This window comes from Gottfriedia sp. NPDC057991, from assembly GCF_042886615.1.
GTDB lineage: Bacteria > Bacillota > Bacilli > Bacillales > Bacillaceae_G > Gottfriedia.
This window is the reverse complement of the sequence record NZ_JBHVQN010000003.1, coordinates 101394-116544: the sequence shown is the minus strand read 5'-3', so window position 1 is coordinate 116544 and position 15151 is coordinate 101394. Positions and strand designations below refer to the sequence as shown.

The window sequence follows — 15151 nt, the reverse complement described above, 5'->3', positions numbered from 1 at the left end:
TTCGTAATATAGTTAATGGGCGATCACTACATTTTCGTGAGGGGAGGAGCGAAACTATAATTATTTCCCAATAGTAAAATAGTCTTGTTTTTTGAAGGAAGGTTTTGGTTATTAGAAATAATAAAATAAAGTGGGGAAATTTTCATGCACAAAATAATGCATAAGTACAAAAGGTATTTTGGTCTTTTGGCAACGATTCTATTGCTATTATCAACAATTAGTCCACAAATGGCTAATGCAGCCACTTCAACTACTTTAGCAAAATGGGATTTTAGTAATGGACAAGTAACAACACCATCAGCTGGAATACCAGACAATATGAATAGTAATATAACGACAACTGGTTCTAAAGTTACTGGTTATAATGCCGGTCCTTCCGGGAATACAGTTATTAACGCAAATACATGGTCAAATAATAGTTCATATTGGGAAGTTTCATTATCAACAAAAAACTATGAAAATATAACTCTTTCATCTAAACAATATAGTTCTACTACGGGGCCAAAAGATTTCAAACTTCAATATAGTTTGGATGAAAACTCATGGGTTGATGTACCGGATGCTACTGTTTCAACGGGAAGTGGTACATGGTCAAGTGGGGGACAATTAAATAATGTAGCGTTGCCAACTGAGGTAAGCGACAAGAATTTAGTTTATTTAAGATGGATTGTCAATTCACCATTAGCTGCAAAAAATGACGGTAGTAATTTCAGTACGACAACTGGTACGAGTCGTATTGCTGATATTGTTATTAACGGTGAGACAAACGGCTCTCCAGCTTTAGAAAAAACCGCTACACCTGACGCAACAAAAATCAACTATTCTACAAATTCAACAGTCACTGGAAATGCTGGAGCAGTTGCTAGTAATTCCATTGTAAAGGTTTATAGCGATAATAATAAACTAGCTGGTACGACTACGGCTTCAGCGGATGGTTCATTTACCGCTACAATTACCAATTCACAATCGGTTGTATATGTTACTGCACAAGAAAACGGAAAAGCTGAAAGTGATAAAGTTTCAGTAAATTTCTCAGGTTCTGTCGTTCAGAAAACAGCCCCTCCAATAGCTACAAAAATTACTTTTAATACGTATACAAATGTATCAGGTACTGCAGGTGCAGTTGCTGGTAATGCAATCGTAAATGTCTATTTTGATGACAATACAATAGTAGCAACTACAACAGCTGCAGCAGATGGTTCATTTAATGTAACGTTTGCAAATCCCGGGTCGAAACCAGTGGTTAATCTAGTTGCTCAAGAAGCAGAAAAGAGTCCTAGTGATCGAACTGCTGTAAACTATACTGGTCAAACTGAAAACCCAAAAGGTATTTCACCAGGTGACGTAGTATTTAGTCAAATCTATGTAAATGGTGGTAATGGGGGAGCCTTCTACAAAACTAAATTTTTCGAACTTTATAATAATACAGATAAAAATATTAATTTAACGGGCTGGTCAATTGCTTATACTTCGGCATCAACAATGAGCTTTGGAGCAGGGCAACCACTATCCGGTGTTATTAAAGCACATAGTTACTTCTTAATAGCAGGTAGTACAGGTTCGACAGGACAAGCACTTCCTGTGACTCCAGATATTACAACTACGTTAAATCCAAGTGGTTCAACTGGTGGCGCTTTAGTACTTGCAAAGAAAACGACAGCTGTAACAGGTGTTGATGATCAAGATGCAATTGATTTATTAGCATTTACGAATGGTACAGCAGTTTATAAAAATCCTTTATATTGGGGAAGTCCAATTTCAGACTCTACAATTGGTGGAGGAACGATTCAGCGTAAAACAAATATTGGGACTGACCCACGTTCAGCATATGGGATTGGAAACGGTTGGTTTACAAAAGAACCTTCAAAAGATTTCGTCCTGAATAAACCATCAAGTGCGAACTATTCTGATGAGATGGCTGTTCATAACTCAAAATTTATGTCTTCTCCAGATGGTTCTAAAATAACTTCTACAAAATCTAATGGTACAGCAACTGTTACAGGGCAAGTTGAATCAGTACCTGCTTCATCTGCTGTAAAGGCTTACATTGAAAATGGTGGTAAATTAACAAGTCAGCAACAAGTAACAGCAGCGGCCGATGGTTCTTTTACATTAAGTTTTGAAGACTCTAGTGATCAGACATCCATCTTCTTAACAGAAACGGATTCTGCACAACCTACTCTAAAGGAAAGCTACTACACGAGAGTAGATACGGCTGGTAAGTCAACAACAGTTACTTCAATTGGTGATTTAAGAAAAAATGATGAAAAAGGATTCCCAATCAATAATGGTTATTCAACTACAATTGAGGGAGTAGCGACTACAGATAATCTACCTAATGGCGATGTGAATACAAATTTCTTTATTCAAGATTCAACAGGTGCAATCAATGTTATTGATCATTTGAATCCTTCTACAACGATTCAAGCAGGAAACAAATATAGCATTGAAGGACGAGTAGTATTTACGGCGGGGATGACTCAATTTATTCCAACAGCCATTCGTTTCGTTGGAAATGATCAATTACCGGCAACTACAAATATTACTGTCGGTGGGTTAAATGAGGCAACTGAAGGCAAATTAGTATCATTTACTGGAAAAGTAACAAACATTCCTACTGAAGGTCCAAATTATGATATTACAGTAAGCGACGAATCAGGTGATAATTTAGCGATCGTTCGTATTCAAGGATCTTTAGGGAATATCGAACAAGGTCAAACTTACACTTTTACAGGTATTGTTAATCAATATAAAAAAGCTGCACCTTTTACTAGTGGATATTTACTTATACCTAGAAACGCAAGTGATGTAAAAGGTCAATTAGTGTTAAACCATACTCCGATTACAAAAGCTTATACAGGAATGGATGCTTCGTTTAATGCGATTGCAAAGAACGCAGATTCAGTAACGCTTTATTATAAAGGAGAAAACGAGGCTTCTTATCATTCAGTAATCATGGACACAGCTGACCATATTAATTACAATGGGAAAATTTTAGAAGCAGATGTTCCAAAAGTAAAATTCTACTATTATATCGAAGCGGAAAATGCAGAAGGTAAACAAGCTGTAGGTAGTTCTTCAAAACCATTTGAAGTGAATGTAGTAGATGATCAAGATGGTCCTAAATTTTTTAATGAGTTACCTGCAAATGGTGATAAAACTGATTCAAGACATCCTGAAATCGTCGTGAAAATGGATGATCCAAGTGGAATCAATCTTTCATCAGCAACTATTTCAATCGATGGTCAAGATAAAACTTCAAACGCAACAATTAATGATACAGAAATTAAATTAAATCTTACAACTGCTAATGAATTAACTGAAGGTGAGCATACAATAACGGTGTCTGCAAAGGATAAATTAAATAATCCTTCTACCTTTACATGGAAATTCACAGTTACAGAAAGATTTACTGGTGGAAATCATTACCGTGGAACGACACATAACCATACGAATATTTCACATGATGCTGCAGGTAGTCCTGAAGAAGCATTAAAAGCTGCTGAAAAGTATCATTATGACTTCTTTGCATTCTCGGATCACTCGCACGATATCGATTCAGACCTTGTTAATAAAGACACTGTCGATCGTAAAGGCTTTAAAGAGAGAACTGGCGGTGCAAATTGGCAGTTAACAAAGGATTTAGCAAAACAGTATACGAAAGATGGTCAATTCGTTGTTTTCCCTGCATTTGAAATGACATCAACTACATGGGGTCACTCAAATGTATTCGGAACTGAAAATTTCATTGATCGTGTTGTAGATGGTGGCGCTTATCAAAATTTACAAAAGTATTATGGATGGGTACTAACATATGACAATATCGTAGCACAATTCAACCATCCAAAAATGTCTGCAAATGCATTTGATAACTTCATCCCTTATAACAAAAATTTAGACAAGCTATTCACAATGCTTGAAGTAGGGAATGGATCAGGTAAGTACTCTTATGCGAATGCAGAAGATAGCTACTATGGTGCTCTTGATATCGGATGGCATGTTGCACCAACTTATGGTGAAGATAACCATGATGCAACTTGGGGTCAAACGAAAAAGCGTACTGTAATCGTAGCAAAAGATTTAAGTCAAGATGCTCTTCTTGATGCAATGAAAAAAAGACGTGTTTATATGTCAGAGGATCCAAACTTTTCATTAGATGTATCTGCAAGTGGTTTTTATATGGGGTCAACAGTTGATACTGATACATTAGATTTTAATATATCAGGTAAAGACCCAGTTTTAGAGCAAGCTAGTGATCCAGATTATAGCTATATTAAAACTGCTTCTAATGATGCAATCTCAAAAGTAGAATTAATTACAAATCATGGAACAGTGGTAGACAAATATGTTCCGACAAGTGATTCAACTACATTTAATTGGAAGCCAAGCTTTACTGTAGTTGGCGGACAACAATGGTTCGTTGTTAAAGTTACACAAAAGGATGGCGACCAAATTTACTCTTCACCAATTTGGTCACAACAAAAAGACTTAGCAGTAAAAGTTAGTGATGTTACGACAAAGGATGGCGCGATTATTGGTGGACTTTCAGCTAATTTAACAGCAGGAATAAGTAACCAAGGATCTTTAGATGTTAAACAAGTAACTGCTCATTTCTATTATGATAGTATAGATGCTAATCATTTTATTGCAGATGCTTCAATCGATTCGCTTCCATCTAACTCGTCAGCAAGTGCTAGTGTTACATGGACGGATCCAGTTCCAGGTACACATAAAATCATTGTTGTTTTATCAGCAGCTGATGGACACGATCTCGGTAATAATAAATACGAGCAATCATTTACAATTAAAGCTCCATTAAACAAAGTTGTAATGATTGATGGATCTCACAATAATGAGAATTCGAAACAAGACACTGGCACATATAAAGATAACTTTAAATTATTTACAACGTTAATGAAGCAACAAGGTTATACTGTAGCAGAAAATTCTTCACCACTTACAGAACAAGTATTAAAGAATGTTAGTGTATTAGTTATTACACACCCAGCTACAGCATATTCTGCTAGTGAAATTTCTGATATTAATAATTTCGTGAAAAATGGCGGTTCTTTATTGACGACAGAAAAGAGTAACTTTGGTGCTACAAATCAAAACATAAATAGTATTTTATCTGGTGTAGGCTCAAGTATTTTAGTAAACAATGATGGAATTTTTGATGAAACACATGACGGTAACTTCTGGGGAACACCACTGACAGCTAATTATGCTGTTAGATTACACCCAACACCGAATCAAAAAACAACATTAACGGATTTCGTTCCACCAATCGAGTATTATAGTGGATCAAGTCTTGCTAAAAATGATGGCTCAGGGAATAAAGTTCCATTAACCGATAGCGATACTGTTACAGTTCTAGCTCAAGGAAATGAATCTACATTCCAAGATACATCTACCATCAAATCAGATACTGTAAAATATAATGTTCAGACTTCAAATGGAAAAAATGGTCCAGCATTAGATCAAGTTACTGGTGGCTCTAGCATTCCGATTATTGCTTCTGAACAAGTTGGTAACGGTAGAGTATTCGTTTCAGGTATGAATATCTTTAATGATAAACAAATGGATCAAACGTATAACCCAAAAGGAAATGACCCGTTTGCAGTAAACATTGTAAACTGGTTATCTCATCTTGATACCGAAGTAAAATCAATTGGTGATGCGCGTAAGCTTACAGAAGGAACGAACGCAGTTGTTGAAGGAACTGTAACAGCAACTTCATTCTTTGACGCTGCTTACATTCAAGATGATACTGGTGGAATTATGGCCTTTAATGATGTGCCAGCAGGAAGTTTACAAGTCGGCGATAAGGTACGCATATATGGTCATATAAAAATATTTGAAAATAACTTCGAATTAGAGTTTGGTAGTTTTACAGAAAGCGTTGTAAAGCTAGGAAAAGGAACTCCAGTCGAAGCAAAAGTTGTCAGTACAAAGGATTCAAATAATGAAGAGAATCAAGGTCAATTAGTTAAAGTAACTGGTAAAGTCATTTCTAAGTATGACGATAATTCTTATGTGATTGATGATGGTTCAGGACCAACATTAGTATTCACAGATGGATACGTTGTAAACCAAAGCGGACCTGTACCAACCCTGAATATTGGGGATACGTTAGAAGCAACTGGTCTAGCAGGTAAATTCTCAGAAGGAAATCGTATTCGAGTAAGGGATACGAAAGAATTAGTTGGAACTCATACTGCTGCTCCAAAAGCTCCAGTAGTGAATGCTATTTCTGATCAAGATGAGAAAATTACCGGTACAACTGAAGCGGGAGCAAAAGTAATTGCAAAAGTAAATGGTAATGAAATTGCTAATGCAATAGCGGATAATACTGGAAACTTTGAAATGAAGATTACAAAACAAGTAGCTGGTACGAAAATTGTAGTTACAGCACTTGACTCAGCAAACAATGAAAGCGACGGAGTAGAAGTAATCGTAAGTGATAAAACTGCGCCAGACGCGCCTGTTGTAAATGAGGTACAAGATAATAGTACTTATGTAACAGGAAAAGCAGAGCCAGGATCAACAATTACAGTTTCAAAAGGGATTGTCATTCTAGGTCAAGCAGTAACAAATCTAGATGGTAGCTTCAGCGTTTTACTATCTTCAAAACAAAGTGCAGGAACAAAATTATCTGTTGTTTCAACAGACGACGCAGGTAATAAAAGTTCACTAACTGAAGTAATTGTAGTAGATAAAACTGCACCGAACGCGCCTGTTGTAAATGAAGTACAAGATAACAGTACTTATGTAACAGGAAAAGCGGAGCCAGGATCAACAATTACAGTTTTAAAAGGGATTGTCATTCTAGGTCAAGCAGTAACAAATCAAGATGGTAACTTCAGCGTTTTATTATCTTCAAAACAAAGTGCAGGAACAAAATTATCTGTTGTTTCAACAGACGAGGCAGGTAATAAAAGTTCACTGACTGAAGTAACTGTAGTAGATAAAACAGCTCCTATTAAACCAGTTGTTAATGAAGTAATGGATTCTGACACACATGTGACTGGAACGGCTGAAGCGGGATCTAAAATTATCGTTTCTACGGAGAATCAAACTCTCGGTTCAGGAAATACAAATAGTGATGGAAGTTTTGACGTTTTAATTCCAAAACAATTAGCTGGAACAGTATTAACAATTGTATCAATCGATAAAGCAGGGAATAGTAGTGCAACAGTTCAAGTAACAGTTGCAGATACACCTCCTATTAAACCTGTTGTCGATCCAATATATGATACTGATCCAAAAGTAACTGGAAAAGGTGAAACAGGAACAACAATTAAGGTCTATGTAGGAAAAACAATTGTTGGTCAAGATGTAGTGGACAAACATGGAAAATTCAAAATTCAATTAAGTTCAAAGCAAAAAGCAGGTACAGTATTGTCTGTTGTATCAATCGATAAAGCTGGAAATAGTAGTGCAACAGTTCAAGTAACAGTAATAGACAAAACACCTCATTAAAATTAAATCTCACTTAAATACTAGAACGACTTTAACAAAAACAGTTAAGGATAAGATTGGAGATGTAAGTCCTGCAACTACTATAAAAGTAAAAAAAGCTGGATCAAATTCAATAAAACAGCTTCTAAAGTGGGTTTTACAGTTCCACTTTTAATAGGAAATTTAAATTTTAGTAGGTAACATTCATTAGTAATAAGTATTGGGGCTGTCTCATAAGTCAGGATAACTGACATAGGGGCGGCCCCTTTTAATTTAAATTTATAAGAACGCCTTGGTAAGTGGGGGTATCTCAGTTACGATTTTCAATAGTAGTTGAAAAAGTTGGCCTTTTTTTTATAATTAGCAGGTTTTTATTCGATTTAGTAAGAATTAACACAAATTTACTAGTTTTCTATTCGAAGCTTACTACTCTTTTATAATGTTTAGGTCATAATACCTTAACTAGTATGGGTAATATTTAATTTTAATTGCTATTCCTTCGAATTTAATTGCAGTTTCGGTATTTTTAATTGCAGTTTTGCCAATTTTAATTGCGATTCTCAGAATTTATTTGCAGTCCACAGTTTATTAGCGCAAATAGACACTTTATAGCGATTCACTCACCCTCATTTGAACTTGCATTCTATTAAGTTAAATAGATGATCTACAAGGCTACTCAAGACTAGCTCACCAAATAGTTTTATCACAAGAAATTGAAACATATTCCACAAAAAACTAAGTTGTTATTAGAATTTCTAAAATTTATATGATAATATTAAACTATAATCACGCAAACGTGATTAATACATGAAAAGGAGTGTTAATAGCATATGGCAATTTCTTTACAAAAAGGTCAAAAAGTCGACCTTACAAAAGGAAGAGCGGGACTTTCCTCTTTAATTGTAGGTTTAGGTTGGGATCCGGTGAAAAAAAGTGGTGGTTTTTTCGGATTTGGTAAACAAGAAAACATTGACTGTGACGCTTCTGTTTTAATGTTAGATGAAAATGACAGGTTAAGAAGTGCAAGTGATGTAATCTATTTTGGAAATAAAAAAAGCTTATGTGGTAGCGTAGTACATTCTGGAGATAATCTAACTGGTGATGGAAACGGTGATGATGAGCAAGTATTTGTTAACTTAAATAAGGTTCCGTCTTATGTACATAAACTTGTATTTGTTGTGAATATCTATGCTTGTGTTCAACGTAAGCAAGATTTCGGTATGATTAAAAACGCATTTATTCGTGTAGTAGACAAGTCAGCAAACTCTGAGTTAGTACACTACAACATTACTGATAATTATTCAGGTTTAACTGCGTTGTTCCCTGGTGAGATTTATCGCCATAATGGAGAGTGGAAGTTCTCTGCAGTAGGAGAGGGAACAAAGGATGTAGCAATCGATAAAATTGTCCAACGTTTTCAATAAATAATAATCAAATAAAAAAGGAGTGTATTTAAAATGACAGTAAATTTATTAAAAGGACAAAAGGTTGATTTAACAAAAACAAATCCTGGTTTAACGAACATTGTTGTCGGTTTAGGTTGGGACACTAATAAGTACTCTGGTGGAAATGACTTTGACTTAGATTCAACAGTATTTTTATTAAATGGTGCAAGCAAATGTGCATCTGAAAAAGACTTTGTATTTTATAACAATACTGTAGGTGGAAATGGATCAGTTGAACACAATGGAGATAATAGAACTGGCGCTGGTGATGGTGACGATGAGCAAGTATCAGTTAATCTAGCAAACGTTCCTGCTTCAGTTGAAAAGATTGCATTTGCGATTACGATTCATGAAGCTGATGTACGTAACCAAAACTTCGGACAAGTAAACAACTCTTATGTTCGTATTTTAAATGAAACGAATGGGGAAGAGTTAATCCGTTATGATTTAGGTGAAGATTTTTCAATTGAAACTTCAGTAGTTGTAGGTGAATTATATCGCCACAATGGCGAATGGAAATTTAATGCGATTGGTAGTGGATACCAAGGCGGTTTAATTTCATTAGTTAGAGATTACGGATTAGACGCTTAATTTTACCTAACAAAAAAGTAGGTTAATAGTTAAAAGGGGAAAGTATTTGTTTCCCCTTTTTATTATCATTTAGTACATCTTTAGAAAGGTAGAGAGGAATAAGTTTCTAAAGATGTCCTAGATGGTAATTGTAATTAAGTTTAAAATGTTTTCCTAATGTAATGTTGCATTATTTGGAAGTTCGGGGTGGGATTTTGAATAAACAAAGTAATACGATAAATTTAAATGATCCAAGTTTACTTAGTTCGCGTCAAGCGTGTCAAGAATGGGGAATCAATGACTCGACATTACGGAAACGAATAAATGATTTTCCAAACGGTACGATACGTAAATTTGGTTCCTCTTGGGTAGTAACTCGTGAAGGTATGTTAGCAGTTTTCGGACAACCAAAAATGAAATAATGACATCGGAAAGGAGTATCTATATGTCTGCGATCAACCCAAAAGCAATGGATATTAATCAACATGAGTGGTTGAGTATCTTGAAACAACCTTCGAAATTAAGACAATCTTATCAAGTAGAAGGAGAAACCATACAGTTTAATCAAATTGCATGGCGAATTTTAGGAACAAACATTGATGAAGACGAGTATTTTGAAAACTTATATGAACTAGTACATGACGAGTCTTTAAATATCATGTTATTAAGCGAAGATTTAAACAAAACAATTTCGAATGATACGTTGCAAGCAGTTCAAAGAATAGTAACAATAAACAATGCTGAAAATGGATTATCAGTGAACAGACTAATTGCATTCCTTGAAGGTGAGCGATTAATTCCGAAGCACGAAAATCAGAACATACATAAACATATTCGAGAGCAAATTAAAACTGTATTATCTAACTTTAAAGATTCACATAAAAATGGATTCCTTGATCCTAATTTTAGAAGGATAATAGTTGATCTCGTGAAATGGTTACATAACCATGTAAATAAATGGATTGAGAGTTTTCCTAATCGTTCTCCACTGATCTTATGGTATGGTGACACAACGTTAAGTGAATGTTATTTTCTTTACTTACTCATCCTTTTAGGTTTTGATGTTGCTATATTTCATCCTGAAGGAAAAGATTCATTATCTCATTTATTAGGTACCAAGAGCGACGAAATTAAAATACTACCTTCAACGACATCTTTAGTACCTTTTCCAATAGAAAAGCCAGTTAGGAAGAGTACAGTTGCCCATAGAGCAACAAAGGAAATTGAGAAATTATTGCATACTGAGGATTCATTATTATATAAACCATGGCAATTTAGAAATTATGCACCTCAATCAATTACGTTAAAAACAACCTTTGATGAATTATTCATTTTACATAAAGAAAGAGCAATGTTACGTCCTAATTTTCTTGTAAAGGACAATAGTGTTGAAATACCGGTTTTCTTTATGAAGATTTTAGGTGTGACAAAAAATCACCGTGAATATTGGGAAAAGATTGGCCAACTAACTGATAGTAATTTAACACTTAAAATAGATAAATTTCCATTTACACAATTAGTTAAAGGGAATCAACAATATCATTATCAAAATGCTTTAGGGCGTGACGGGCTACTTGATCCCCAAAAGATGATGGCTAGTAACTGGTGGAGATATAAAGAACTTCCAAGCGGATTACAGTTTGGTCTAGCTTCTGCTATATCCAGATATGTTGACCGAGCTAATATTAAGTCGCTACCAAATGAAACAATGGCTCAGACACAACTATTTTTATTTAGCCAATCTATGAATATACCAAATGAAATATTAAGATTACTACAACAGTTTGATTATACACAGCAAGTTCCAAAATTAATTATTTATAATACAGAAAGAGATGGTGAACTAAATAGAAACGACGCAGCACTACTTCTATTATTAAATGAGTTTGGAGTGGATCTAGTTTTACTAAATCCGACGGGTCAGAATGATATCGAACTATTCGTGGATGACAAATTATTCGATTCTCATTGGCTAGATGAAGTTACTTTTGATACTGAATTTCAAGTGTTGCGAGCATCAGGACAGTCATTAATTAAAAATCTATTTAGAAAAATAGTTAAATAAAAGGGGAACTTAAAATGTCTACAAATACACTTACTAGTTTAGAAAAGCAAGATGAAATTTTACAAGCGAATGCAAATGATATGAAATTGCAATTAAGAAATGAACCTGAAGTACACCGTTTAGCAAGTTCAATAGACCATAAAAATCAAATAGCTTTATTGGAGTATGGGAAAGAACCAGCAACTGAAATTTCAACCTTCTCAGGTAAAATATTAAATACAATTAAGGCTTCAAGTATGGAAGAATCTAGCGTTCTATTGAAACAATTAGGGAAAATTATGGACCGCTTTGATACGAAAGATTTTGCAGAAGAAAAAGGGTTTCTTTCAAAAATTTTTAATCGTGGTCAAAAGTTAATTGATAAATTATTTGATAAATATCAATCTATGGGTACTGAAATTGATAAAGTCTATGTAGAAATAACAAAGTATGAACACGAAATGAAAACATCTACAAATACATTAGAACAACTTTACGAGCAAAACGTAGCATATTATATGGAGTTAGAAAAATATATTGTAGCTGCAGAAATGAAAGCAGAAGAGTTGAAAACTCAGCTTCCTGCTTTAACTGAAAGAGCTGGATCAGGTAATCAGCTTGCTATGATGGAGTTAGATTCGTTAAAGAATGCAATCGAGTTACTTGAACAACGTACTTACGATTTAGAAATGGCAAAACAAGTTGCTTATCAATCAGCTCCGCAAATTCGTTTATTACAACGTGGTAATACTAAACTAATTGGTAAAATTAACTCAGCATTTGTAACAACAATTCCAATTTTTAAAACTGCGTTAATTAATGCAATAGCAGCTAAGAGACAAAATTTAGTAGCTCAATCAATGAATGAATTAGATAAGAGAACAAACGAATTATTATTACGTAATGCCAATACAATTTCACAGCAAAGTGTGGATATTGCTAGATTATCAGGATCTCCTAGCATTAAGATCGAGACGATGGAAGAAACTTGGAATATCATCATGAAGGGTATGCAAGAAACAAAAGCGATTGAAGAAGAAAATAAAATTCAACGTGAACAAGGTAAATTGCGTTTAGAGCAGCTGCAAGAAAACTTCATTAAACTTAAGCAAGGAAAGTAATGATCTTAAGGGTTATTCGATCGTTTTTAAAAGTCAGTGGCCGACTAGCTACTGACTTTTGTTTGTATTGCGTTATTACTGAACGCTTCTTAACTATTTAGTGTAATACTGAAGTAAATAGTGTTTCTTCTTTAGATAATCGGGGAGCCTTTTTAGCAAAATTTAATTCTTTTATGTTAAAAAAATGTTATTATAATATAATGAGATGAAATGAAAAGTTAATGCAAAATACATAGGCGTTGTAAATAAATGGAAGATTAGAATAGTGGCACTTAATTAAATGATTAAAGTTGACAAGTGAATAATTCTGAAAGTTCTGTAACAATGACGAAAATATATTGACATTAAAAGTCGCTTTAGTATAATTAATGATTGAAAATGATTATCAACTTCAATGTTAATTAAGGAGAGAACGAAATGATTAGCAATATCAAAATGCCCAAATTACTTGGGATTGTCATGTCTTTATTTTTATTGATTGGTCTAGTTGGCTGTTCATCAGATTCAAGTAAAAAGTCAGATAAAAAGTCATCAAATGAATCCGCTGTCACTGTTGATACTAAATTCGGAAAAGTGGAAATCAAAGGGCATCCGAAACGTGTAGTTGCTCTAGGTTGGGGAGATGCAGAGACGGCACTAAGTCTTGGAGTTGAACCAATTGGTGCAAGTGACTGGCTTGCTTTTGGTGGTGATGGTGTAGGACCTTGGTTAAAAGGTGCATATAAAAAATCACCAACTATTCTTGGAACAATGGAACTTGATTATGAGAAAATAGCTTCTCTTAAACCAGATTTAATTCTTGATGTAAAATCTTCAGGTGATGAAGAACGATACAAACGCCTTTCAGAGATCGCTCCAACGGTTGGGGTTCCTAAGGGTGGAGATAATTATTTAACAACTACTACAGACCAGGTGCGAATGATTGCACAAGCCCTTGGTAAAGTTGATAAAGGTGAAGAACTTCTTAAAGATGTAGATGTGGCATTTGATAAAGCGGCTAAGGCAAATCCTGAATTTGCAGGTAAAACAGTTGCAGTTGGTGCTTACGATTCATCAGGTTTTGGTGCCTATGTAAAAGGCGATTCTCGTGTTGATTTTGTAACGCGACTTGGATTCAAAAACAAGGAAGAAATTGAAAAATTAGCTAAAGGTAATTTCTTTATTAAAGTTGCTGACGAAAAGTTAGACCTATTAAATGCTGATCTTACGATTGTTTTACCTATTTTTGTTGATCCAAAAGAGATAACAAATAATAAACTTTATCAGAAGATTCCTTCTGTAGCTGATGGAAGATCAATAATTCTTGATACAAATTCATCAAATGCATTCTCAACAGGAACGGTTCCTGCATTATTATGGGCAATTGATAATTTACCACCACAGTTTAAAAAAGCATTAGAAGGCGGGGAGTAATACAGTGACAGCGATGAAGCAACCAAAAAACAAAACGACTCAAGTAGTTGGGAATAATGCAAAGACAATTACTTCAATGAGGTTGCAACGATTTTTTGGCTTCATCGTAGCACTATTACTATTGTTAGCCGTAGTGTTCTTGAGTTTAATGATCGGTGCAAAATCAATTCCTTTTGGGGTAGTATGGGATGCGTTATTTTCACCAAACAATAGCTACGACCACACGATCATACATAATACTAGGATACCAAGAACAGTTATTGCACTGATCGTTGGTCCCGCATTTGGACTAGCTGGAGCATTAATCCAGGTACTGACTAGAAATCCACTAGCGGACCCTGGCATTCTTGGTGTTAATGCTGGGGCGGCTTTCGCAGTTGCGATAGGGGTTGGTGTATTTTCTGTTACATCGATGTCTGCCTATATGTGGTTTGCACTTGCCGGTGCATTAATAGCAACAATTGCTGTGTATGTTATAAGTGGAGGAGCTGGTAAAAAGGCTCCTACACCTGTACAAATTACACTTGCTGGGGTAGCACTTGGTGCCACTTTGAGTGGGATTACTACATCATTAACATTAATAAATAGTAAGGCATTTGCACGAATGTTGAACTGGAGTGTTGGAACATTAGCTAGGAGAAGTCTTGATGACCTTTGGCTTGTTCTACCCATTTTAATCGTTGGTGCATTATTAGCTTTTGTCATTACGCCTGCATTAAACGCGATTGCCTTCGGAGATGATCGTGCGTCCTCTTTAGGCGTAAATGTTAGTGTGACTCGTGCGATAGGTTTGATTGCAATCACACTTCTAGCTGGCGGGGCAACTGCGATAGCTGGACCAATTGGTTTTATAGGTTTAATGGTGCCGCATTGTGTACGTTGGTTTGTCGGTCCAGACCAATTCTGGATTTTTCTATACTCAATAGTGGTAGCACCTATCATACTCATCCTTTCAGATATTATTGGTAGAGTTGTATTGTTGCCTTCAGAAGTTCCAGTAGGAATTATCACGGGACTAGTTGGAGCACCAATTCTACTGATTCTTGTTCGTAGACGTAAAGCGAGTGGATTATAAAATGAAAATGATTTGTGGCATA

General features: G+C 35.0%; 8 protein-coding genes. All 8 read left to right on the top strand.

What is annotated here, in order from left to right:
• Positions 1-144 precede the first annotated feature (144 nt).
• The 8 genes from ACFVR2_RS12100 to ACFVR2_RS12065 all read left to right on the top strand — a co-directional run bounded on the left by ACFVR2_RS12100 (position 145) and on the right by ACFVR2_RS12065 (position 15129).
• A complete protein-coding gene (locus tag ACFVR2_RS12100; protein WP_387361976.1) occupies positions 145-7482 on the top strand; it encodes an Ig-like domain-containing protein in 7338 nt (2445 codons plus the stop codon).
• Between the two features lie 809 nt (positions 7483-8291).
• Positions 8292-8885, top strand: coding sequence for a TerD family protein (locus tag ACFVR2_RS12095; RefSeq protein WP_387361974.1), 594 nt, complete (start codon positions 8292-8294; stop codon positions 8883-8885).
• Between the two features lie 33 nt (positions 8886-8918).
• Positions 8919-9497 (top strand): TerD family protein, encoded by a 579-nt coding sequence (locus ACFVR2_RS12090; protein ID WP_387361972.1) that lies wholly within the window; start codon positions 8919-8921, stop codon positions 9495-9497.
• A 194-nt stretch (positions 9498-9691) separates the two neighbouring features.
• Complete coding sequence (locus ACFVR2_RS12085) at positions 9692-9898, top strand: helix-turn-helix domain-containing protein (protein WP_387361970.1); 207 nt, start codon at positions 9692-9694, stop codon at positions 9896-9898.
• A 23-nt stretch (positions 9899-9921) separates the two neighbouring features.
• Positions 9922-11541 carry a YceG family protein gene (locus tag ACFVR2_RS12080; protein ID WP_387361968.1) on the top strand — a complete coding sequence of 540 codons (1620 nt, stop codon included), beginning with the start codon at positions 9922-9924 and terminating at the stop codon, positions 11539-11541.
• A gap of 14 nt (positions 11542-11555) precedes the next feature.
• A complete protein-coding gene (locus ACFVR2_RS12075) occupies positions 11556-12641 on the top strand; it encodes a toxic anion resistance protein (protein ID WP_387361966.1) in 1086 nt (361 codons plus the stop codon).
• A 417-nt stretch (positions 12642-13058) separates the two neighbouring features.
• Complete coding sequence (locus tag ACFVR2_RS12070; protein ID WP_387361964.1) at positions 13059-14054, top strand: iron-siderophore ABC transporter substrate-binding protein; 996 nt, start codon at positions 13059-13061, stop codon at positions 14052-14054.
• Positions 14055-14067: 13 nt separating this feature from the next.
• Complete coding sequence (locus tag ACFVR2_RS12065; RefSeq protein WP_387362781.1) at positions 14068-15129, top strand: FecCD family ABC transporter permease; 1062 nt, start codon at positions 14068-14070, stop codon at positions 15127-15129.
• Positions 15130-15151 lie beyond the last annotated feature (22 nt).

What these genes read in the sequence shown, in the direction of transcription:
- ACFVR2_RS12090 (WP_387361972.1), top strand. Translation starts at nt 8,919, where the DNA reads ATGACAGTAAATTTATTAAAAGGACAAAAGGTTGATTTAACAAAAACA.
- ACFVR2_RS12080 (WP_387361968.1), top strand. Translation starts at nt 9,922, where the DNA reads ATGTCTGCGATCAACCCAAAAGCAATGGATATTAATCAACATGAGTGG.
- ACFVR2_RS12070 (WP_387361964.1), top strand. Translation starts at nt 13,059, where the DNA reads ATGATTAGCAATATCAAAATGCCCAAATTACTTGGGATTGTCATGTCT.
- ACFVR2_RS12095 (WP_387361974.1), top strand. Translation starts at nt 8,292, where the DNA reads ATGGCAATTTCTTTACAAAAAGGTCAAAAAGTCGACCTTACAAAAGGA.
- ACFVR2_RS12100 (WP_387361976.1), top strand. Translation starts at nt 145, where the DNA reads ATGCACAAAATAATGCATAAGTACAAAAGGTATTTTGGTCTTTTGGCA.
- ACFVR2_RS12065 (WP_387362781.1), top strand. Translation starts at nt 14,068, where the DNA reads ATGAAGCAACCAAAAAACAAAACGACTCAAGTAGTTGGGAATAATGCA.
- ACFVR2_RS12075 (WP_387361966.1), top strand. Translation starts at nt 11,556, where the DNA reads ATGTCTACAAATACACTTACTAGTTTAGAAAAGCAAGATGAAATTTTA.